Origin of the sequence: Collinsella sp. AF29-7AC, from assembly GCF_003475665.1 — a bacterium.
Lineage (GTDB): Bacteria > Actinomycetota > Coriobacteriia > Coriobacteriales > Coriobacteriaceae > Collinsella.
The window spans coordinates 33,696-55,455 of sequence record NZ_QRQX01000013.1; the positions used below are offsets into that span (position 1 = coordinate 33,696).

The 21,760-nt window shown below is 62.3% G+C and carries 16 protein-coding genes and 1 tRNA gene; 14 read left to right on the forward strand and 3 right to left on the reverse strand.

Translation table 11 applies throughout. The features are described 5' to 3' along the window. The first annotated feature begins 126 nt into the window (after positions 1–126). The 3 genes from DWZ15_RS07120 to DWZ15_RS07130 are packed head-to-tail and all read left to right on the forward strand — an operon-like array spanning position 127 to position 3,375. Complete coding sequence (locus DWZ15_RS07120) at positions 127–1,014, forward strand: energy-coupling factor transporter transmembrane component T (RefSeq protein WP_233506729.1); 888 nt, start codon at positions 127–129, stop codon at positions 1,012–1,014. Next, positions 1,014–2,657, forward strand: a complete 1,644-nt coding sequence (locus DWZ15_RS07125; RefSeq protein ID WP_118450154.1) for an ABC transporter ATP-binding protein — start codon at positions 1,014–1,016, stop codon at positions 2,655–2,657. The genes DWZ15_RS07120 and DWZ15_RS07125 overlap by 1 nt, the downstream gene beginning before the upstream one ends. 4 nt (positions 2,658–2,661) lie before the next feature. Then, a complete protein-coding gene (locus DWZ15_RS07130; RefSeq protein ID WP_117766305.1) occupies positions 2,662–3,375 on the forward strand; it encodes a DUF6580 family putative transport protein in 714 nt (237 codons plus the stop codon). Positions 3,376–3,910: 535 nt separating this feature from the next. Here the strand turns inward: DWZ15_RS07130 and DWZ15_RS07135 are convergent. Continuing rightward, on the reverse strand, positions 3,911–4,729 hold the full coding sequence (locus DWZ15_RS07135; protein ID WP_117629805.1) for an exodeoxyribonuclease III: 819 nt from the start codon (positions 4,727–4,729) through the stop codon (positions 3,911–3,913). 135 nt (positions 4,730–4,864) lie between these two features. Here DWZ15_RS07135 and DWZ15_RS07140 point away from each other — a divergent pair, with 135 nt between their 5' ends. The 3 genes from DWZ15_RS07140 (at position 4,865) to DWZ15_RS07150 (ending at position 8,145) form a co-directional block, all read left to right on the forward strand. After that, on the forward strand, positions 4,865–5,617 hold the full coding sequence (locus tag DWZ15_RS07140; protein ID WP_117776603.1) for an NAD-dependent protein deacylase: 753 nt from the start codon (positions 4,865–4,867) through the stop codon (positions 5,615–5,617). A gap of 95 nt (positions 5,618–5,712) precedes the next feature. After that, positions 5,713–7,443: a dihydropteroate synthase gene (gene folP / locus DWZ15_RS07145; protein WP_117766302.1), complete on the forward strand. Its 1,731-nt coding sequence runs from the start codon at positions 5,713–5,715 to the stop codon at positions 7,441–7,443. After that, positions 7,444–8,145 (forward strand): hypothetical protein, encoded by a 702-nt coding sequence (locus tag DWZ15_RS07150; protein WP_118450156.1) that lies wholly within the window; start codon positions 7,444–7,446, stop codon positions 8,143–8,145. 195 nt (positions 8,146–8,340) lie between these two features. On the opposite strand, the gene DWZ15_RS07155 is transcribed toward DWZ15_RS07150, so the two are convergent. Then, positions 8,341–9,114, reverse strand: a complete 774-nt coding sequence (locus DWZ15_RS07155) for a type III pantothenate kinase (RefSeq protein WP_118450158.1) — start codon at positions 9,112–9,114, stop codon at positions 8,341–8,343. A gap of 253 nt (positions 9,115–9,367) precedes the next feature. On the opposite strand from DWZ15_RS07155, the gene DWZ15_RS07160 reads away from it, so the two are divergent. The 7 genes from DWZ15_RS07160 to DWZ15_RS07190 all read left to right on the forward strand — a co-directional run bounded on the left by DWZ15_RS07160 (position 9,368) and on the right by DWZ15_RS07190 (position 17,729). Then, positions 9,368–10,555, forward strand: a complete 1,188-nt coding sequence (locus DWZ15_RS07160; protein ID WP_118450160.1) for a protein phosphatase 2C domain-containing protein — start codon at positions 9,368–9,370, stop codon at positions 10,553–10,555. A 135-nt stretch (positions 10,556–10,690) separates the two neighbouring features. Continuing rightward, a tRNA-Met gene (locus tag DWZ15_RS07165) sits at positions 10,691–10,767 on the forward strand. Between the two features lie 380 nt (positions 10,768–11,147). After that, positions 11,148–11,420 carry a hypothetical protein gene (locus DWZ15_RS07170; protein WP_158572514.1) on the forward strand — a complete coding sequence of 91 codons (273 nt, stop codon included), beginning with the start codon at positions 11,148–11,150 and terminating at the stop codon, positions 11,418–11,420. A gap of 256 nt (positions 11,421–11,676) precedes the next feature. Next, complete coding sequence (locus DWZ15_RS07175) at positions 11,677–13,182, forward strand: FAD-dependent oxidoreductase (protein WP_118450164.1); 1,506 nt, start codon at positions 11,677–11,679, stop codon at positions 13,180–13,182. Between the two features lie 133 nt (positions 13,183–13,315). Continuing rightward, positions 13,316–15,448 carry an FAD-dependent oxidoreductase gene (locus tag DWZ15_RS07180; RefSeq protein ID WP_118450166.1) on the forward strand — a complete coding sequence of 711 codons (2,133 nt, stop codon included), beginning with the start codon at positions 13,316–13,318 and terminating at the stop codon, positions 15,446–15,448. A 17-nt stretch (positions 15,449–15,465) separates the two neighbouring features. Beyond that, positions 15,466–16,542 (forward strand): NADH-ubiquinone oxidoreductase-F iron-sulfur binding region domain-containing protein, encoded by a 1,077-nt coding sequence (locus tag DWZ15_RS07185; RefSeq protein ID WP_118450168.1) that lies wholly within the window; start codon positions 15,466–15,468, stop codon positions 16,540–16,542. A 194-nt stretch (positions 16,543–16,736) separates the two neighbouring features. Beyond that, positions 16,737–17,729 (forward strand): flavodoxin family protein, encoded by a 993-nt coding sequence (locus DWZ15_RS07190; RefSeq protein ID WP_118450170.1) that lies wholly within the window; start codon positions 16,737–16,739, stop codon positions 17,727–17,729. A gap of 22 nt (positions 17,730–17,751) precedes the next feature. Here DWZ15_RS07190 and DWZ15_RS07195 read toward each other — a convergent pair whose 3' ends face one another. Then, positions 17,752–19,065, reverse strand: a complete 1,314-nt coding sequence (locus DWZ15_RS07195) for a CdaR family transcriptional regulator (RefSeq protein ID WP_118450172.1) — start codon at positions 19,063–19,065, stop codon at positions 17,752–17,754. A 501-nt stretch (positions 19,066–19,566) separates the two neighbouring features. On the opposite strand from DWZ15_RS07195, the gene bilR reads away from it, so the two are divergent. Further along, the gene (gene bilR / locus DWZ15_RS07200; RefSeq protein WP_233544664.1) at positions 19,567–21,597 is read left to right on the forward strand and encodes a bilirubin reductase, long form; all 2,031 of its coding nucleotides are present in this window, start codon (positions 19,567–19,569) and stop codon (positions 21,595–21,597) included. The last annotated feature ends 163 nt before the right edge of the window (positions 21,598–21,760 follow it).

Sequence of the window (21,760 nt, forward strand, 5' to 3'; positions counted from 1 at the left end):
GACGAGCGCGTAACGATTGGTTTGCGGCGGTTGAGGCTTGCGCCGCCGGCGTGGCGTTTGCACTGCGTACGTGCGGCGTTGGCGGTGCTGCGGAGCTGTTGTTTGAGCGAGGGGACGGGGGTGCCCGTGGACAACATACGAGAGGAGTTTGGCGGCGAGCCCGTCGCGGCATTCTCGATGTCGCATCCGGCTGTGCCGGCACTCTATATAGTGCTGACGCTGGGGCTCACTATGTTCTCGATGCAGCCGGTACTGATTGCGCTGTCACTTGCGGGCGGGCTGGCGTATGGATTTGCGACGCGTGGGGCTGCCCGCACGCTGGGCGCACTCCGCTGGCAGCTGCCGGTGATTTTGATCGTCGCGGTGCTCAATCCGCTGTTTAGCGCCTCGGGCTCGACGGAGCTGTTCCGTATTGGCATGCGCGCGGTGTATCTGGAGAGCATGGTATACGGCCTGTGCATGGGCGGGCTGTTTGTGGCGAGCGTGCTGTGGTTTGAGGCGGCGGCGTCGATGCTCGAATACGACAAGGTGCTCGCGCTGCTGGGCAATGCCGCACCGGTGATTGCGCTCATGATCTCGATGTGCATGCGGCTTATCCCGCAGTTTTTGCGCCGCGGTCGTACGGTGCTGGCGGTGCAGGATGCGATTGATGTGCCGGGCCGCGCGCCGGCCGACCCCGTGCGCTCGCGTTTGCGGGCATCGAGTGTGTTGATGGGCTGGGGCATGGAAGATTCGCTGGAGCGCGCGGACGCGATGCGCTCGCGCGGGTGGGGTGCCGCGACGCGTCGTACGACGTATGCGCGGTATCGACTGGGGCGCAGCGACGTTGCCGCGCTGGCCGGGCTCGCACTGTTTGGTGCTGCCGCGGTGGCAGTGGCGTGGACCGCGACGACGCAGTATTCGTTTTATCCGCAGCTCTCGGTGCCGGCGCCGTGGCCGGGCTATGTCGTGTACGCTGCCTGGATGGTGCTGCCTTGCGCGTTTCATGCGATTGATGAGAAGAGGTTTGGCTGATGGCTCGGTTGGATAGGGGCCCGGTGTCGGGCGCGGCGTGCGGCCCGGATATTCCGGCGATTGAGGTGCAGGGCCTTAGTTTTGCCTATCCCGGGGCCGAGGCACCGGTGCTCGAGGGACTTGATTGGCGTGTTTCCCAAGGTGCGTTTGCGCTGCTTGTTGGCGGTACCGGGTCGGGCAAATCGACGCTGCTGTCGCTGCTCAAGCCCGAGATCGCTCCGGCGGGCGAGCGCACTGGTGATGCGCGCGTGCTGGGCGAGAACGTTGCCGACATGGACGTGCGGGCATCGGCGGAGCGCGTGAGCTATGTGTTCCAGGATCCCGAGAACCAGATCGTGTGCGAAACCGTGTGGCACGAGATGGCGTTTGGCCTGGAAAACTTGGGGCTAGCACGTGATGAGATGCGCCGTCGCGTAGCTGAGACCAGCTATTTCTTTGGTCTGGAGGACTGGCTTCATCGCGATACCGATACGCTTTCGGGCGGCCGCAAGCAGCTGCTGTCGCTTGCCGCCGTCCTGGCGCTGTGTCCGCGTGTGCTGCTACTCGACGAGCCCACGTCTCAGCTCGATCCCGTTGCCGAGAAGAATTTTCTGCACGCGCTGTTTCGTGTGAATCGCGAGCTGGGCTGCACGGTTGTTGTGGCTACGCATCAACCGCGCCCAATGCTCGAGTATGCGACGTGTGCGTACCGGATTGAGGACGGTCGCGTGCGCGAGGTGGCGGATATGGCTTCTTTGGGGCGTCGAGAATCGCTGTTTTCCGACGACATGTTGGGGTGGGGTGCCGTCCGATGTGCAAAAAACGGAGTATTCAGCAGGCGTGAGGACAATTTGGGCTCTCTGGAACCGCCCGGGGACGTATCGAGCGCGAAAAAAAGTTCGGAATTGGACAAATCGTCCGAATTTGTGGCGCAAACGTCGCTCGAGAACGGCTCGGAAGCCTTCCCGCGCACGGATGGGAGCAGAATACTCCAAAAAATGCACGGCGGGTCGGCTACCACCCTGGCAGGGAGCTGGTTTCGCTACGATCGCGCGGGCGGTTGGGTTCTGCGCGGGCTCGACGTGGCGTTTTCGGCCGGTGCGGTGCATGCGATCGTGGGCGGCAACGGATGCGGTAAGTCGACGATGCTCTCGGTGCTGGCGAAGACCGCCAAGCTGCAGCGCGGTCGCATGGTGCGCGGAGCGGCCTCGGCGGCGCTGCTGCCTCAGAACCCCAAAGCATTGCTGGTTGCCGAGACGGTTCGCGATGAGCTGATGGAATGGGCCTCGACCTGCGGATATGACGAGAACTTGGCGCGGGAGCGTGCGGCGAGCTTGGGGCTGTCGGGTCTGGATGGGCGCCATCCGTACGATCTTTCGGGCGGACAGCGTCAGCTGCTTGCGTTGGCAAAGCTGCTGTTGATCGGCCCCGAACTGCTATTGCTCGATGAGCCCACCAAGGGTTTGGACCTGGCCAGCCGCTGCATCATCGCCCGCGCCCTGCGCGACCATGCGCAGGCTGGCGGCACCGTCGTCATGGCGACGCACGACCTGGACTTTGCCGAGCAGGTTGCCGATGACATTTCCATGATGTTTGATGGCGAGATCGCCTGCATGGAGCCGCCGACCGACTTCTTTGCCGACAACGTGTTTTATAGGGCGTGATGGGATGGCGGATTATCGCATCGTGCGCCTACTCGCAAAACTGGAGATACCGCTGCTGCTGGCGGTGCCAGCCGTGATGGCTGCGGCGTTGCTGGCGGGCGTTGAACAGGCGGCACTTGCCATGCTTGTCGTGGTGGCGCTGGTGCTCGCGCTGTTCTTTGCGGGCTACGAGGCGTCGCGCCCGGGCTTACGCCAGATTATGCCAACGCTGGTTCTGGCGGCGTTGGCTGCGGCGGGGCGCATTCTGTTTGGCCCCATTCCCGACTTTAAACCGGTGAGTGCCATCGCCATTATTGCGGGGGCGACGCTTGGTCGCCGCAATGGTTTTATGGTTGGCGCGTTGGCGGCGCTGACCAGCAATTTCTTTTTTGGACAGGGCATGTGGACGCCGTGGCAGATGTATGCCTGGGGCCTGGTTGGCTATGTTGGCGGCGCGCTGGCGCATGCGGGTGCGTTCGACCGCGCCGACGGCACCGTGCGTATGCCGGCGCTGCTGACCTACGGCTTTGCTTCGGGTTTGCTGTACGGCGTTGTGATCAACGCCTACGACATTATCGGTTTTGTTCAACCGCTCACGTGGGCGGGTGCCATGGCGCGTCTTGCCACCGCCGTACCGTTCGATATCACGCACGGCCTTGCGACCTGCGTGTTTTTGGTCGCCCTGTACAAGCCTTGGTGTCGCCGCATCAACCGAGTCGTCGTGAAGTACGGACTGTAGGGCTGGTTGCGCCGGGGCGGGAATCAATACTGCCGAAGTGCCATTTTAAAACTATGCCGGTTTACGGGGCCAGATTGGCACAAGCAGACCATGCCGGCTATTTTTGAAATAGAGCAAGCCGTTTACCTGCGGTTTTATTATTTCGGAATTGCGTATGGTTGGGGGTTCGCGATTTAGCCCCGTAAACTGGCATAGTTTTGGAATGGCCGGCTGATATGACGGGCGTCGTGACCCTCAAGAGCCAAATTGATCCGTTTTCTTCCGTCTCCAGACGTCCCCGGGGAATCAGCTGAACTCGCCCGCCACGAAATCAGCCTATCTACTACGTTTGACCCGACACCCCCAAACACAACCGCGTTTTATGAAAAACCGCAGGCTTTCTACCTGCGGTTTTCTTTTTGCGTTGTTCGCTGTGGTTGAGGGTGGTGGCTTAAACGTAGTAGATGGGCGTGTTTCGTGGCGGATGGGTCACGTGGATACCACCACGAGGCCCAAAATGATTCGTTTTCCTCCGTCCCCAGGGGATCAGCTGGGGCTAGAGCTCTAGCGTGAGGGTGACGGGGCAGTGGTCGCTGCCGAAGATGTCGCCGCGGATGCCGGTGTCGCGTACGTTGTCGGCGATTGCGTCGCTTACCAGGAAGTAGTCGATGCGCCAGCCGGCGTTGTTCTTGCGGGCATTAAAGCGATAGCTCCACCAGCTGTAGACGCCCTCGACGTCGGGGTTTGCCGCGCGCCAGGTATCGGTAAAGCCGGCGTTGAGCAGCTCGGTAAACTTGCCGCGCTCCTCGTCCGAAAAGCCGGCGTTGCCGCGGTTGGACTTGGGGTTCTTAAGGTCGATCTCCTCGTGCGCCACGTTAAAGTCGCCGCAGGTCACGACGGGTTTGCCGGTCTCGCGCTCGAGCGCGTTCAAAAAGCCGCGGTAGGCATCGTCCCAGGCCATGCGCACGTCGATGCGGGCGAGTTCGTTTTGCGCGTTGGGAGTGTAGACATCCACAAACCAGAACTTGTCGAACTCCAGCGCGCAGACGCGGCCCTCGGTTGCGGCTTGGGCGACGAGTACGGCCGCCTCGTTCTCGCCGGCGTAGGGTAGCAGTGCGTCGGCGTGCAGCACGCGCAGCGGTTCCTGGCGGCTAAAGACTGCAGTGCCCGAATAGCCTTTACGCTCGGCGTAGCTCCAGGTTTGGTGATAGCCGGGCAGGTCAATATCGACCTGGCCTTCTTGCAACTTGGTCTCTTGCAGCGCCAGGATATCGACGTCGAGTTCTTGCGCGATCTGGATAAAGCTCGGGTCCTTTTTGAGCACGGCGCGCAGGCCGTTGACGTTCCACGAGGCGAAAGTGTAAGTCTGAGGCATGGTGTCCTTTCGACGGGGTTGGCAGGCTTAAGATTAGCGCAACAGGGGCGGGGTGGGCTCCGCGCATGCTGACTTAAAGGTCGCATGCTGGGACATCGCCCGACGCCGCCCGATCAACAAGGACGGAGGGCTCATATGACGCAGGCAATATCGGACCCCAGGCAGGCGTCCGCCGCGCTGGCGGATCTGTTTGACACCCACAAGCGCGTGGTCTTCTTTGGCGGCGCTGGTGTTTCCACGGCAAGTGGCATCCCCGATTTCCGCAGCGTGGACGGCCTGTATCACCAGCAGTTTGCCTACCCGCCCGAGACTATGCTCTCGCATAGCTTTTATGAGACACATCCGGCCGAGTTCTTCGACTTTTACCGCACCAAGATGATCGCGCTTAACGCTAAGCCCAACCGCTGTCACACCAAGCTGGCCGAGCTGGAGCGCGCCGGCAAGCTTGATGCCGTGGTGACGCAAAACATCGACGGCTTGCATCAGATGGCGGGCTCGCAGCGCGTGTTCGAGCTGCACGGATCGGTCCATCGCAACATTTGCCAGTCGTGCGGCGCGGTCTATAGCGCCGAGTGGATTTGCTCGCGCGAGCACGAGGACGCCGCGGGCGTGCCCGTGTGCCCCGCGTGCGGTGGTCGCATCAAGCCCGATGTGGTGCTCTACGAAGAGCCGCTCGACGAGCATGTGTTGACCGGTGCCGTTGCCGCCATTGCCGCGGCCGATGCCCTCATTGTGGGTGGGACCTCGCTCGTGGTGTATCCGGCGGCAGGCCTTACGCGTTACTTTACTGGCGATACGCTGGCCATTTGCAATTTGGCGCCTACCGATCAGGATGCAAATGCCGACCTGCTGATTTCTTGCGACATCGCGGCCGCGTTTGCGTTCTAGCCCGTGTGCGCGGATACAATAGAAAGACTGAGTGCAAAGCGACCCCGCCGCCAGCTCCCCAAGCTCGGCGGCGTGGGCATTTTAGGAGGATGTTCATGGCGAACGACAGCAAGACATGGCGGTGCGGAAAGTATGAGCTCAGCTTTGACCGTCCGCGCATCATGGGCGTCCTCAACGTGACGCCCGATTCGTTTAGCGACGGCGGGGAGCACTTCGACCCGGATGCCGCCATCGAGTACGGCCTGGCGATGCTTGACGCCGGCGCCGACATCATCGACGTGGGCGGTGAGTCCACGCGCCCCGGCTTTACCCCGGTTAATCCCGACGAGGAGGCTCGCCGCGTGCTGCCCGTGGTGCGCGCGCTGGCCAAAGAGGGCGCCATCGTCTCGATCGACACGCGCCACGTGGCGGTTGCCAAGGCGGCCGTGCGCTGCGGCGCCTCGATCGTCAACGACGTGACGGGCTTCACCGACCCCAAGATGGTCGAGTTTGTTAAGACGAGCACCTGCGGCGTCATCGTGATGCATGCCGGCGAGGTCGCCGCGCCTACACGCACGCACGCAACGGTGCAGCTCGATACCTCGGCTGCGGCGTTTGTTGCCGAGAAGGCGCGCGAGGCGGCTGCCGAGGCCGCGCGTGAGGCTGAGAAGCCGGCTCGCCGCCGTCGCGGCAAGTTGCTGGGCGAGCCTAAGCCGGAGGCCAAGCTTCCGGGCGGCGTGGTGCAGCCCTCGTTGCCGTTTGGCGATCCGGAGCCCGCGACCGAGCCTGCAAGCGAGCAGGAGACGCCGGCCGCCGAGCAGGCTGCTGCCGCCGAGACCGTCGCGCCCGCGCCCGAGGCCACCGAGGCCGCATCGGAGCCCAATGACCGCCTGGCCGCCATGATGCGCCGCAGCGCCCGCCGCGAGGAAGCCTACGTGCCCACCTCGCAGCTCCGCCGCTTCACCCTGCCCGATTCGGCGCCCATCATGCGCCGCGTCATGGGCTTTCTGTCCGACCAGGCCCGCGCGCTCATCCACGCCGGCGTGTCGCGCGACCGCATCTGCATCGATCCCGGTCCGGGCTTTGGCAAGACGGCCAACGAGGACATCGTCATCCAGCGCGAGACTGCCAAGATGGCGTCACTGGGCTATCCGCTCATGTGCGCCGTATCGCGCAAGCGCTTTGTAGGCGCCGTCTCGGGCGTGACCGAGGCCGCCGAGCGCGATGCCGCTACGTTTGGCGTGTGCCTGGGCGCCATCCAGGCCGGTGCCAACATCGTGCGCGTGCACGACGCCGCGGGCTTTGCGCAGTTCCTGAACGGCTACTGGGCGGTTGCCAAGCCGCAGCCGCGCCGCGCGTTTGTGGCCGTGGGCTCCAACCTGGGGCATCGCTGTGACAACATCCGCGCCGCACGCGACATGATCGCCGAGATTCCACTCACCTGCGTGTCCAACTCCTCCAAGATCTACGAGAGCGAGCCGGCCTACGAGACGCGCCAGGACGCGTTTGCCAACGCCGTCATCGAGATTAAGACCGAGCTGGCGCCGTTGGTGCTGCTCGACGAGCTCATGAAGATCGAGGCCGAGCTGGGTCGCGACCGCTCCAAAAAGGCCAAGGCCAACGGTCCGCGCACCATCGACTTGGACCTGCTGTGGATGGACGGCGAGACCCACGGCGGCAAAAAGCTGCGCCTGCCGCATCCACTGATCGGCGAGCGCGACTTTGTGCTGGTGCCGCTTGAGGACCTGATGCACGACCCGGCGCGGTTCTTCCGCTACAACGGCGTCGAGGTCAAGGAGCCCGAGGATCGTGTGGGCCATATCGTGGGTGAATTGGGGCGTATGTAGATGATCGAGATGAACGCTGTAGTCGCTGCCACTGAGCTTGACGCGGCGCGTGACGCGGGTCGCGAGGGCGTGTCCGCGGGCTGGTGCGCGTGGAGCGTGGGCGATGCTTCGCTGACGTTTTCGCTGGTTGTGCGCCCCGATGTGAACATGCACGCCTTCCACGGCCTGCCGTTTGTGGCCGCGATGGGCATGATGGACGCGCTCGTGGGCACGGCTTCGACGCCGGGGTTGGGCCTTGCCGGTAAAGTGGGTATCCAGTGGCCGAGCGATATCGTGTGCGGTGCGCCTGCGTTTGAGACGTCGCTCGCGCGTGTTGCCGTGAACGGCGGTGCCGGTGCTGCGGGCATGTTCGGTGCCGTGACGGTGGATATTGAGCGTTCGGCGTTGAGCGAGCTCGGTGTAGATGTGGCTGACGAAGCGCTGGTCGAGGCGCTGTCCGCCGCCGTGCTGACCCGCGTGGACGCCTGGGCGGTTGTTGCCAACACGCCGCAGGGCGCTGCCGGTCCGCTGGCTCCCGTGCTGGGCGAGTATTTCGATATGGTGCCGCTGCTGGGCCGCCAAGTTGCGGCGGTGTCGCCCAACGGCCTGCCGCTCGCGGTCGGTGTGTTCGCGGGTCTGGACATCTGGGGCCGCGCGACCATCAAGACCGATGCCGGCGAGCAGGAGTTTCCGCCCGAGGCCGTACGGATTCGCGGGCTGTAATGCGAGGCGCCCGCGCCCAAAGATAACGATGACAACGAAGCTCTCCTCGGCTGTGCCGGGGAGGGCCTCGCTTGTTTGGGGAATGGGTTACCAGCGTCCTATTCCCCAAAACTGAAAAATTTTCGATTTTGAGGAATAGGGCCGATGTGTTGCCTAGTTCGCCGCTCGCGCTCGCGCTCGACTTAAGCCCCTGTCTTACCCCAGCTCCTGCATGCGGTGGTAGATTTCGCAGATACCCTTGATGGTGAGTTGTCCGTCGACCACGTCGAAGGCATCGGTCGAATCGGCGACGATGCCGGCGAGACCGCCCGTGGCGATAACGGTGGCGTCTTCGCGTCCCAGCTCGCGCTTCATGCGTGCGACCAGGCCCTCGGCCATGGCGGCGGCGCCCATCACGGCGCCGACCTTGATGCATTCCTCGGTGTCGCGACCGATGGCGTGCTCGGGTGCCTCGAGCGGCACGCTGGCGAGCTTGGCGGCACGGGCGGCAAGCGCGTCCATGGAGATGCGGATACCCGGCGCGATCGCTCCGCCAATGTAATAACCGTCCTCATCGATGACGTCGATATTGGTCGCGGTGCCAAAGTCCACCACGATCGCCGGCGCGCCGTAGAAAGTTTCGGCCGCAACGGCGTTGGCGACACGGTCGGCGCCTACGGCCTGGGGACGCGCCGCACGCAGCTTGGTCACCGCGGCCGTCTGCGGTCCGATGACGATGGCGTCCGCGGCAATGCGGTCGGCTACGGCATGCCATTCGCGCGAGAGCTGCGGCACTACGCCGGCAAAAGCGATCGCGTCGACCGCATCGAGCGAAAGGCCGTACATCTTAAAGAAACCCATCAGGCGCACGTGGATCTCGTCGGCGGTATAGGAGCGGTCGGTGGGCATGCGCCACGACTGCACCAGCTCGTCTCCGTCAAACAGGCCCATGGCCGTCTGCGTGTTTCCCATATCGATAGCGAGCAGCATGTCTACTCCCGGTGTCGGCGTAAAAGGACGCGCACCATTGTATACGTGCCGTCGGCGCTGCTGCGCCGCGATTCGTCAGCGTGGGCGTTCGGCCCTGTGTTCAGCTGAACCGAGTTCGACCGAAGCGCCCGTTTTGCTGCCAGACTGTCGGCGACGAAGCGGGCGGTCTAAGCTCGCGGAAGCAGCCCTGGACGCGGTGCCGGACGGACCAGAGCCCGCCGCGCCCAGCCGGTGTGGACGATAAGGAGCAGACATGTTGATTCATTACGAGGCGAGCGTGGCGAGTGCCAGGCACGAGCTGCAGGGGCGCGGAAATCGGGAGCATTGCTGCGTGCAGGTGGTCGAGCCGCCTCGCGCGTTCGGCGCGGCGGGGGATGGTGACCCGGACGGCGGAGGCTCGGTGACCGACGCGGCGCCTCGCCAGGCGATCGTTGCCGCCGTCGCGGGCGGTATGCCATCCATGATTTTGAGCAGCGAAGGTGCCCACCTTGCCAGCGAAGCCGCCGTCGATGCCGCGGCCGAGGCGTATCATCGGGGCGAACTGGTGCCAGGTGACGCCTCTGCCCTTAAGGGCGTGTTTGAGCGTGCGCTTCGTGCGGTCGCGGACGCGGCCGTCGATCAGCCCGCGGCCGATATCACTTCGTTTGCCTGCACGTTATGCCTGGTAGTATGGGACGGCGTGCGCGTTTGGTATGGCAATGCCGGCGATTGCGGTGCGGTTGCCGTGGACTTCTTGGGTGATCCGTTTGCCCTGACGCGCATGCATTGCGGGCCGTTGTCGAGTCAGCCGTTCCCACTGCACGATTCCTATCACTGGGAGTTTGGCTATCGCACGAGCGCCGAAAGCGTGCTTGTGGCCACGGGTGGCATGCTTGGGCAGTTTGCCGAGTGGGCGTCCGGCTCTTACGGTGCGCCGAAGGCGTATGACCGCGAGCTCATTGGCCTGCTCACGAATCGGAATATCGATGTGGACGATTTGCCGTTGATGAATGTCGCTGCGGCTAAATATCTGAACGAATTGCCCGCGACCCGCGTGGACGGCGATAAGACGGTGGTGGCGCTGATTAACAGCGAGAGGCCTTCGGTGACAGATTTTATTTGCGCCACGGCGAAAGACGTGACGGCTGAGCGTCTTGCTGCGGCGGGCGCGTCCTTTGCGGACGAGGACGACGATCGAAAGGTCGTGCTGCCGTGGAACGACGAGCTGCGCATGCGCGCCGGCGATGTGGCGAATGACGTGGGCGGCGATTTTACCGTAGAGCTTGAGTATCAGCTTATGTGCGGCATGTCGCTCGACCGCGCGTTTGAGCTGGCGGCTGCTGCTGCCCGCGAGCGCGCCGAGAGGTACCGCGTGTTCGAGGACTGTGTGGTCGATGGACCTGAAGATTTTGACGCTGCCGTTTTGTCCGACGACGAGGTGTCGTTTGACGAGATGGCCTAGGAGCGTCGTGGGCCCTGGACTCTTCGCGCTAGGGGTGTTCAAGATATGAAGGAATTATGCTCTACGAGATTTTCCTCGCCGTTTACCGAAGTCTCGCGTAATATTCTTTCTTGCGCACATGAGGCGCCCAGACATTGCGGGGTGGAGCAGTCTGGTAGCTCGCCGGGCTCATAACCCGGAGGTCGTAGGTTCAAATCCTGCCCCCGCGACCAAGAACTTGCAGCTCGTCGGCCTAGCCGGCGAGCTTTTTTGTTATTCCGGGACCGTGTTTTCGGTCCAATTCTCGGCCTCTCAAACAACATCTCGATCTGTAACATCTAGACCCGATTTGGACGGCTAGGTGTTACAGATTGAGATGTTTCGGCAGGACGGTCTTCGTTTGTCTAAATCTGTAACACGAGGGACGGTTTTTGCTGAGTAACTGTTACAGATCTAGATCTTTCGGCAGGCTAGATTGGTTTGTCTCAATCTGTAACAGGTAGGGGTCAAAAGTGGGTCCAGATGTTACAGATCTAGATTGTTAGGGATGGGTCGAGAGGAATGTCTCGATCTGTAACATCTAGGGTCGTTTTTGGCCTGTAGCTGTTACAGATTGAGATTATCCGACAGAGCGGTCCCGTTTGTCTCGATCTGCTCCAATGTGCCCTGCGTCTTTATGGGTCTTGCCACGTCGTTCTTCACGTTTATGCTGCAGCAGCCGATCAACTTTGGCCACCTCTTCGCATTCTGGGCCTTTGGAATCGCGCTCGCGGTTTGCCTGGTTATGTCGGGAACGCTCGTGTGCTCGGCAATCTTTGGAAAAGAGCGCGCTATTCAGGCGCTTACGCCGCTCGATGTGCTCGAGGCACGGCGGAACCATAAATAAGAAAACTCGATTATCAGGGGCGGACGCCGTGAAGCACACCGCCCCCCCCCTGTACGTGTGGCGCCAGGGCCATGCGCTCGAAAGCGTTGCCCAAACGCATGGTTCATCTGCACAAAGCCCATGGTCGCTATGGGCAAACATCGGTGCGCCTGCACATGGCTTTGAGTCTGTTTTCGAGCGAAAGTATGGCTGTCGATACGCATGCAATTCGCATGAAGTCCGGGTTCGTCCAAGAGCCCTATAAAGGAGGATTCGCATGAAACAGTTAGAGACCGACGTCGTTGTCGTTGCCGCGGGTCTGAGTGGCCTTGCCGCGGCGGTCGCTGCAGCCGAGGCAGGCGCTCGCGTCATTGCCCTAGAGAAGGCCCCCATTACCGGTGGCGCCGCCAACATGGGCATGGGGCCTGCCGCCGCTGGCTCTCCGCTTCAGAAGGCCTCGATGATCGAGATCACGCCTGGCGAGCTCTTTCGTCGCCATATGTTCTACACTCATTACCAAGTCGATGCCCGCCTGGTGCGCGACTACTACTTTAAGTCGGGCGATACCATCGCATGGCTGCAGGACATGGGCGTGGAGTTTAACTCCGTGCGTCCGGCGTTCCGTGCCCGCGAGCGCACGCGCGCCTACTCCGACGGCGAGTACACCTGGCATGTCGTGCAGCCCGAGGACGGCTCGGAGCCCGGTCCTCGCGCGGCGACCACGATGACCAAGCGCATGACCGAGCGTGCCCAGGACCTGGGCGTCGAGTTTATGTTCGAGTGCCCGGGCACCGGTCTTATCAAGGGCGAGGACGGCGCCATCTGCGGCGTGACCGCCAAGGACAAGGACGGCGAGGAGTACCAGATCTCGTGCAAGTCCGCGATTGTCGCCACGGGCGGTTTTGGCCACAACGCCAAGCTCATCAAGGAGAAGCTCGACTTTGAATGGGGTACCGACCTGTTCTCGTTTGCCATTCCGGGCATGGACGGCGACGGCATCAACATGTGCCACGAGGTCGGCGGCGGCCACACCCCGGTGACCATGGAGCTCATGTACCAGATCCCCGACAACATGAACCACTTCTATGTCGAGGGCGCATTCCGTCAGCCGTGCTACTGGTGCAACCGTCTGGGCGAGCGCTTTATGCCGGAGGACGAGATCTTCAACACCACCTTTGTCGGCAACGCCATCAACCATCTTCCCGGCAAGGTCGCCTATGCCATCTTTGATTCCCGTATGCTCAAGCACTGGAAGAAGGATGGTCCGGATATCGTCAGCCACGTTCATCCGCACGACCTGTACGACGGCTTTGAGGAGCAGTGGAACCGCGACCTGGAGGCCGGCTATCCGGCGATCTGCCAGGCCGATACGCTGGAGGAGCTTGCCGAGAAGGCGGGTATCGACGTGGAGGGTCTGCTCACTAACGTCGACGAGTACAACGAGATGTGCGACAACGGCTGGGACGACATCTTTGAGAAAGAGCGCGAGTTTATGAAGCCGCTCGAGAAGGGCCCCTTCTATTGCTGCAAGCAGTACTGTGGCGCCTACGGCACTCTGGGCGGCGTGCTCATCAACCACAAGATGGAGGTCATGACCGATGACTATGAGGTCATCCCTGGCCTGTACTGCGTTGGCACCGATGCCTGCACCATCTATGGCGACTCCTATAACTACTGCATTCCGGGTAACACCATGGGCTTCTGCCTTAACTCGGGTCGCATCGCCGGTGAAAACGCCGCCGCAGCCCTCTTTGAGGACGCCGGCGACGAGGAGTGGTCGTAACACCGTAGCTATTCGCGCCTGCAGGCACCCACACATTGGGTGCGGGCGAGGATTTGCCCTACACGCGAGGCGCTCGGGATCGCTTTGGTCCCGGGCGCCTTTCTGGACAAGAGCGACGTTTTGAGGGGAACGAATGAAGCTAACGATTAATGGAGCCGAGGTCGAGGCACGCGAAGGGCAAAATGTCCTGGAGGCCGCGCTCGATGCCGGCATCTACATTCCGCATCTGTGCAAACATCCCGATCTTGAGGCCGTTGGCGGGTGTCGTCTGTGCATGGTCGAAATCGAAGGCCAAGACGAACCGGTGTGTGCCTGCAAGACGCAGGTTGCCGAGGGAATGGTCGTCAACACGACAGGCGAACAGGCCGAGCGCGTGCGTAAGCTGGCAATGGAGCTGATCTTGGCCACGCATCCCGCCGATTGCACCGGCTGCCCCAAGTACGGCAAGTGCGAGCTGCAGTCTATGTATCAGTACATGGGAGTTTCGCCTGCGCGCTGGCGCACCAAGAGCCGTCCGGTCGCCACGGACGAATCGAACCCGCTGATCATCCATATGTTCACCCGCTGCATTCGGTGCGGTCGCTGCGTGCGCGCGTGCCGCGAGCTGCGCGGCGCCGGCGTCTTGGACTACCAGCGCACCGAGGACGGCATTCGCATTGGTACGGACGGCAGCGTGAGTCTGCAAGAGGCCGGATGCCGTTTTTGCGGTGCTTGTATCGAAGTGTGTCCCACGGGCTCGATCGTCGACACGCTCAATATGTTTGACGAGAACAAGTCCTATGCCGATAACGTGGTCCCCTGTCGCTCGGGCTGCCCCGCCCACGTGGATATCCCGCGCTACCTGCGTCACATCCGCAACGGCGAGTACACCCGAGCCGCCGCGGTGGTGCGCGAGAAGGTCCCGTTCCCCGAGAGCTTGGGCGACATTTGCGTCCATAGCTGCCAGGATGCCTGCAAGCGCAACGAGCTCAACGGCACGCCGGTTTCGGTCTGCCGCCTTAAGCGCGCGGCGGCCGTGCGCGATACGGGCGACTGGAAGGCCAATGTGCGCCATGAGCCGTTGAGCGGCAAGAGCGTCGCCGTTGTGGGTGCCGGTCCCGCCGGTTTGACCGCCGCACTCTATTGCGCCGAGAAGGGCCACAAGGTCGTGGTGTTCGAGGCCAACGAGAAGGTCGGCGGCCAGATGCGCTACGGCATTCCGGCGTATCGCCTGCCCGATGCCACGGTCGACGCCGAGGTCGCGACGATTTTGGAAATCGCCCAGGGTGATGACGCCGAGCCGCGCATTGAGCTGCGCTGTGGCGAGCGAATCGCCGATCCCAAGGCTCTTCTTGACCAGGGCTTCGATGCCGTGCTGGTTGCGGTGGGCACGCATGACGGAACGGTGCTTCCCATGCCCGGCCACGACCTCGAAGGCGTGCTGCGTAACACCGATTTTCTGAAGGCCGCCCGTATGGGCAGCGCCCCGGACCTGACGGGCAAGCGCGTCGTGGTGCTTGGCGGCGGCAACGTGGCGTACGACTGCGCCCGCACTGCCGTGCGTCTGGGTGCCGCCTCGGTCGATGTCGCCTGCCTTGAGGCCCAAGACGCGATGACCTCGACGCCCGAGGAGCGTGCCGAGGCCGCCGAGGAAGGCGTGGTCCTGCACGATGCCTATGCCTTTACCAGCATTAACGAGACCGAGGACGGTTCGGGCAAGGTCGGTTCCATGACGATCCACAAGATCGAGCGGTTCTACTTTGACGAGAACCACCGCGCCGTCACCGAACTGCTCGACGGCGGCGAGAAGACCATCGATGCCGACTGCGCGATCTTTGCCGTGGGTCAAAAGCCCGAGGGCACGGCCCAGATGGGCCTTGAGCTTACGCACGGCCCGTATATCGTGGTCGATACCGAAGGCAAGACGAGCGTTGAAGGCATCTGGTCGGCGGGCGACTGCGTGACGGGTACCAAATCGGTGATCGCGGCAATCGCCGCAGGTCGCACGTGCGCCTCGGCCATCGACCGCGCTTTGGGTGGCGATGGCAACATCGACGAGGAGCTGACCGAGCATGATGCTCCCGAGCAGTGGATTGGGCGTGTCCCCGAGGGCTTCTACGACGATGCCGTGCAACCCGAGTTTGTCGATGCCCAGACGCGTAAGGATAACTTCGATACGTTTGAGTGCCCCTATACCGACCATGAGGCTACGTGCGAGGCGAGCCGCTGCTTGCAGTGCGATTTGCGCCTAACGATCAGTACGCCGCGCCTGTGGAACGAATACTAGGAAAGGAGCGATAACCCATGACGATCATCAACTTTATGCCTGCGCATAAGCAGGCCCCCGTCGCGCTCTGGCTCCTTAAGAAGGACGTGGCGGCCGCTGCGGAAAAAATTGCAGGGGCCGGTGCCCAGGCGGTTTTGGTGCCGGCAGGCGATGAGGTCTCTGCCGCACTCGCGGATGCGTTGGGCGAGTCCTGCCGCGTGATCGAGTGCGACCCGAGCCTGGGCTTTGTCTATGCCAACGGTTCGGCCGCGGCCAAGATGCTCGACGGCGAAAAGCCTCTCCCATCTTGCTGCGAGGGCGATGGCGCCGACCGCTGCCTGAGCGGATCAGAGTTACTTGCCGCCGAAGGCAAGCGCTGGGTGTGGATTGACGGGGCCGAGGAGCCCGTTGAGGTCGACCGTGTCGTGAGTGCGGAATCCCTGGTTGCCGCGGCGGGCGCCGACGACGCTAAAGCGGTGGGGATTGGCTATCCCAGCGGTCTGCTGCTGAGGCCCGATGACACCTCAAAGATTGAGCTATGCAGCGACTACGTGCGCGTCTACACCGCCAAAAACTGCATGGCAAAGGCGCTTTTGGACATTTGCACGCTCTATCGTCACGAGAGCTGCGGACGCTGTGTCTTTGGCTACGAGGGCTCGCATCAGATTGCAACGATTCTTGCCGATACCTGCCGCAAGAAGGGCAAGCCGGGCGACTTGGCGCTCCTTCGCGACCTTTGCCCCGTGATGCAGGCGCAGTGTCTGTGCGAGCAAGGCCGCGTGCTGGCGCGCACGGTGCAGTCGTTCCTCGACCTGTTCGAGGGCGAGATCATGCAGCACACCACCAAGAAGGTCTGTGCTGCCGGGGAATGCCAGGCATTCTTGACCTTCCATATCTTGGCCTCTAAATGCCAGGCCTGCAACAAGTGCGTCGATTCGGACGTTTGCGAGGAGGACGCGATCTTGGGAAGGCCGCGCTTTATCCATGTGATCGACCAAAAGGCCTGCAGCCAATGCGGTGCCTGCCTGGACATTTGCGACAACGGCGCGATCGTCACGGCTGGGGCCGTCAAGCCCAAGTGCCCGCCCAAACCCATTCCCTTTAAGCGCAAATAAGAGCGCCGACCCCTTTCGTTTTGTCCCTTGTAGGCATGCGGGAGGGGCCTTTGTTTATCTGCACGAGGTATTCCGCAAATACCGAGCGGGCCTTGGTTGCCTGGACGGTGCGCATGTTTTGCGTCTGCCGTACGCTTTTTGCGAAGTACACACGGGCAGAATCCGTGTCCAAAATGCTCTGGAGAGGAGCGACCATGTCGTTTAAAATGATGGCGATTTGTGCCGGCAGGCACGGTGGCAACGGCGAGGCTTTGGCCAAAGAGGCCCTTTGCGCGGTGCGCGAGGCTGGCGGCGAGGTCGAGCTGATCAATTTGTTCGACTATAACATCTTGCCCTGCACCGGTTGCGAGGGCTGCACCATGCAGATGGGAAAGATGGGCGCCGGCCTGCAAAAGGAATATCACGGCTGCGTTCTTAAAAACAAAGACGATGTAGATGCGATTATTCGCGAACTGCAGACCTGCCAGGGCGTGATCTTCTCGGTTCCGACCTACGACCTTACGCCCAGCTCGGTGTACACCCGCTTTGCCCAGCGCTTCTTGGCATACGAGCTTTCGTTCTTGCTTGCCATCGGTGCCGTAAAGGAGAATCCGCATACCGTTGCCGGCCTCATCTCCGTCGGCGGCTCCATGCACGATTGGCAGTCCCTGGCACTGGAGAGCCTGCAGGCGACTATGTTTACCATGTCGATGACTGTCGTCGATCGCTATATGGCGCAGCGCGACGGCCGCCCGGGCAATGCCTTTGTGTGGGGAGACGACGTGGAGTGGGGCGGACAGATCGCCCGCGCCCACAAGATGGGCGAGAACATCGTCAAGGCCATTCGCACGCCTGTTGACGAGCGCTGCTGGCTGGGCGATCCGGATGACGGCGTGTGTCCCAACTGCCACAGCTCCCTGGTGTACCCCGGCGACAAGCATTGGGACGGTGTCGAGTTTCCGTGGGAGTGTGCGGTCTGTGGCGCAGGCGGCGATATCGTGACCGACGAGCGCACCGGGCGTCCCAAGCTCAAGATTGCCGAGAACGGTCTGATCCGCGACCGCAATGACGACCATGCGCGCGCCGAGCACCTCAACGAGATCAACAAGACCCGCGACGAGTTCTTTGCCCACATGGACGAGGTCAAGCCGCTGGTGGATAAGTACGCCAAGATGACGTTCCCCACGCTGGAGATTAAGCGCGACTAGTTTTGCCCAAGCCCCGCCCGGCCTACTTGCGGCAGTGCAGGTCGGCGCTGGTGCGGGGCTTAATCCTCGGCTCAAGAAAGCCAAGGTAGATTAGGGTGCGAATCGAGAGGTGGAACAAAAAGAGGTCCTCTCCCGATGCCAAGTCGTTACCGGTGATTTCCTTTATGCGGTTAATGCGATAGAGCAGCGTGTTTTTGTGAAGCGACAAGATCGCGGCGGTGCGCGCCGTGTTACAGCTGTGCTGCATAAAGGCAAAGAGCGTCTCGACCAACTCGGAATCGTGCGACTGGTCGTGTTTCCAAAGTGCCCAGATTGCCGGATGGCAGTAGTTTATAAGGTTGATGTGGTCGTTGCAGATGTCGAGCATTTCCATGTAGGTGTATTCGCAATAGCGATACACATGGGTGTCTTCGAGGATTTTGGTAAAGGTCGAGCCGTATCGAATGGCGGCGCGTGCCTGATTGAGGTGCGAACGCACATCGGTTGCCTGGGAAAACTCGTTGCTGATGCCAATGAACAAATTGTTCGTGGCAGCAACGCGGGCAAGGATCGCCTCATCGTTGGCGGGTAGCTGCGTGGAGGGCGGACGGCTTACCAGCGCCACGAGCTCACCTTCGTACATGGTGATAAGGCTATGGTGCAGTAGCGGCTGCAATTGTCCTCGGATGCTCTCCGCCTCGCGCGCCTCGAGCTGGGAATCTTTTTTGAGCAGGCATACAACGTAGAGGGCGGGAAGCGGCGCAAAGCCGACGAGCTGCATTTTGCGTGTGCAGGTGATGGGGTTGGGGATTTCGTCGTCCAGGAGGCGCGAGAGAAAATATGGCCCCTGTTGCGGGCCGCCCAACGAAAGAAAGCCGCCTTTCTGCAGTTCTTGCGCGAGCAGTCGGACAAAGAACTCAAAGACCTCGCGATCGCTATCGCCAAAGGCGTGATTGCGTTCGATCATCATCGCCCGGCCCAGACACGTGCCGTGCACCTTGATCGCATCGGTCATGGTGTTGAGGCGGAACATGTCGTTATAGCGTGTAAGCGGGCCTGTCGAGCGGGCAATCTCCTCGTCTAAGCCGCATTTGATGATGTAACGTACGGCTTCGTCCTGCAGCATGTCGCCTTCGGAGAGCTCGGCGCGGGTGATGGCTGCAAAGGGGGAGTCGTCGGCATCGTCGAGCTCAAAGCCGCCACGGGCGGCGTAGCGGTAGACGGGATCGACGACGAGCACCGGGTTGCCCATAACGGTAGAGGCTGTTTGCGTGAGGTTTTTGAGCCCCGCGTCGCTCAAGAGCGCCTCGAGCAGCGCTTGCTTTGCTGTGGACGTATCGGTGGTGCTCGGTTGCATGGGCGTCCCTTCTGCCGCGTCTTCGCCGTAGTCGACGCGTGACCAAATTATTATCGCAGGCTGTGCAGTATTAGGTTGTTTAAAAAGGTGAGCGTGGCGGTCGTTTCCTCGAACGGGGACGGTGTCGTTGTTATTGGGGTTTGTCTCGATCTGTAACAGGTGGGTCCGGTTTTGGTCTGTAGTTGTTACAGATTGAGATGTTTCGGCAGGACGGTCTTCGTTTGTCTAAATCTGTAACACGAGGGACGGTTTTTGCTGAGTAACTGTTACAGATCTAGATCTTTCGGCAGGCTAGATTGGTTTGTCTCGATCTGTAACAGTGAGACCCGGTTTTGCTGAGTAACTGTTACAGATTGAGACAAACCGGCAGCCAGCCCCGTTCCATCCACCTGCCGCCACCTGATATTCGCCGATTTTCGTTGTGCCGCTGTGCCCCCATGCCATATCCTCTAAACAACTACGCGGCAACATCGCCGCCGCGCCTACAAGAGAGGAATGTCCATGACCACACCTGCGTCTAAGCTGCTTCAGCCCATTACGGTTGGCCCCCTTGAGCTCAAAAACCGCATTATGTTCCCGCCGCTTACCACCGGCTACGAGGAGCGCGACGGTTCCATTGGCGAGCGCAGCCTGGCTTTTTACGAGCGCCTGGCCCGTGGCGGCGTGAGCTACATCGTCATCGGCGACGTCGCTCCCGTTATGACCGCGAGCCCCACGCCCAAGCTGGCGACCGACGCCCAGATCCCCACGTTTAAGGCACTGGCCGACGCCGTCCACAAGCACGGCGCCAAGGTCGCGCTGCAGCTGTTCCACCCCGAGTACGACGTGCCCGGCGTCGGCCGCATGGTCATGGGTTCCATGGCCGCCGCCAAGGCCGCGCAGGAGGCCAAGGCCGCCGGCGACGAGGAGACCTTCGCCGCCAAGATGGCCGAGTCCAACGAGATCCGCAAGCAGGCCTACGCCAAACTGCACCACGACATGCGGCACTTTGTGAACGAGGCCACAGTGGAGCAACTCACCCAGATCAAGGAGGCTATCGCCACCTCGGCCGCCCGCGCACAGCAGGCCGGGATCGATGCCATCGAGGTCCACGGCGACCGCCTGGTGGGTTCGCTGTGCTCGGCCATCCTCAACAAGCGCACCGACGAGTACGGTGGCTCGTTCGAGAACCGCGTTCGCTACGCGCTCGAGGTCGTCGCCGCCATTAAGGAAGCCGCGCCGCAGCTGATGGTGGAGTACAAGCTCCCCGTGATTATGGAGAACCCCGACGGCACGCCGCGCGGCAAGGGCGGTCTGCTGCCCGATGAGGCCTGCGAGTTCGCCAAGCTGCTCGAGGGCGCCGGCATCGACATGATTCAGGTGGCGCAGGCAAACCACACCGGCAACATGGGCGACACCATTCCGCCCATGGGCGCCATGCCCTACAACTGGACGCTGCCCGTGGCCGAGCGCGTCAAGGCCCTGGTCTCCGTGCCGGTGGCAACCGTGGGCCGCGTTGTCTCGGTCGAGGCGGGCGAGAAGATCCTGGAAGACGGTTCGGCCGACATCGTCGCGTACGGCCGCTCGCTCATGTGCGACCCCGACATTGCGCTCAAGGCCGCCACGGGTGAGCCCATCCGCGAGTGCCTCAACTGCAACAAGGGTTGCGTCGATGCGATCCAAAACCGCCAGTACATCTCGTGCGTGCTCAATGCCGAGAACGGCGACGAGGCGACCATCGCCATTAAGCCGGGTGAGGGCGACAAGAAGATTGCCGTGGTGGGCGGCGGTATTGCCGGCCTGGAGGCCGCGCGCGTGGCGGCCAAGCGCGGCTACGACGTGACCGTCTACGAGGCGGGCGATCATCTGGGCGGCCAGATTGTGCTGGCGGCCGCGCCTCCGCGCAAGGACGAGATCATGCGCTCGGTCGAGTATTACGAGAAGATTCTGCCCGGCCTGGGCGTGAAGGTCGAGCTCAACCATGCCGCTAGCCCTGCGGACCTCAACGCCGCCGACGCCGCGATTGTTGCCGTGGGCGCGCACGACGTGGTCATCCCCGTTCCCGGTGCCGACTCGGAGAAGGTCGTCTCGAGCTGGGACGTGCTGGCCGGCAAGGTGGAGCTTACGGGACGCGTCGCCGTCATTGGCGGTGGCCTGGTGGGCACCGAGACTGCCGAGTACTTGCTGCAGCACGGCTGCGAGGTGGCGATCGTGGAGATGCTCGACAAGATTGCCGCGGGCGAGTCCGAGACCATTCTGCCGCTGATCATGAGCGACTTCGCAGAGCACAACGTGGAGCAGCACGTGAAGACCCGCCTGACCGCCATTACCGACGAGGGCGTGGAGGCCATTCGCACCACCGAGGACGGCGCCGAGGAGCCAGTGAAGATCGCCTGCGATTACGTGGTGATGGCCGTGGGCTCCAAGGCCAACGCGTTTGACCTGGACGGCGTGACGGTGCCCGTGACTTGCGTGGGCGACTGCTCGGGCGAGCGCACCGCCGACATTGCGAGCGCCATCCGCACGGCGTATCACGCGGCCAACGAGCTGTAGTTAACTTCGCGGCCAGGCGGGGCGGTAGCACGGATCCGCCTCGCCCGACTGCGTCCCATCGGGTGTCAACCAGGGCGGGGCCTGCAAGCGCAGCAGGTCCCGCCCTTTTGTTTTGCTCCGATGGATGGCAACGTGCGGTAATCATGGGGAGTGAGGCCGTCTA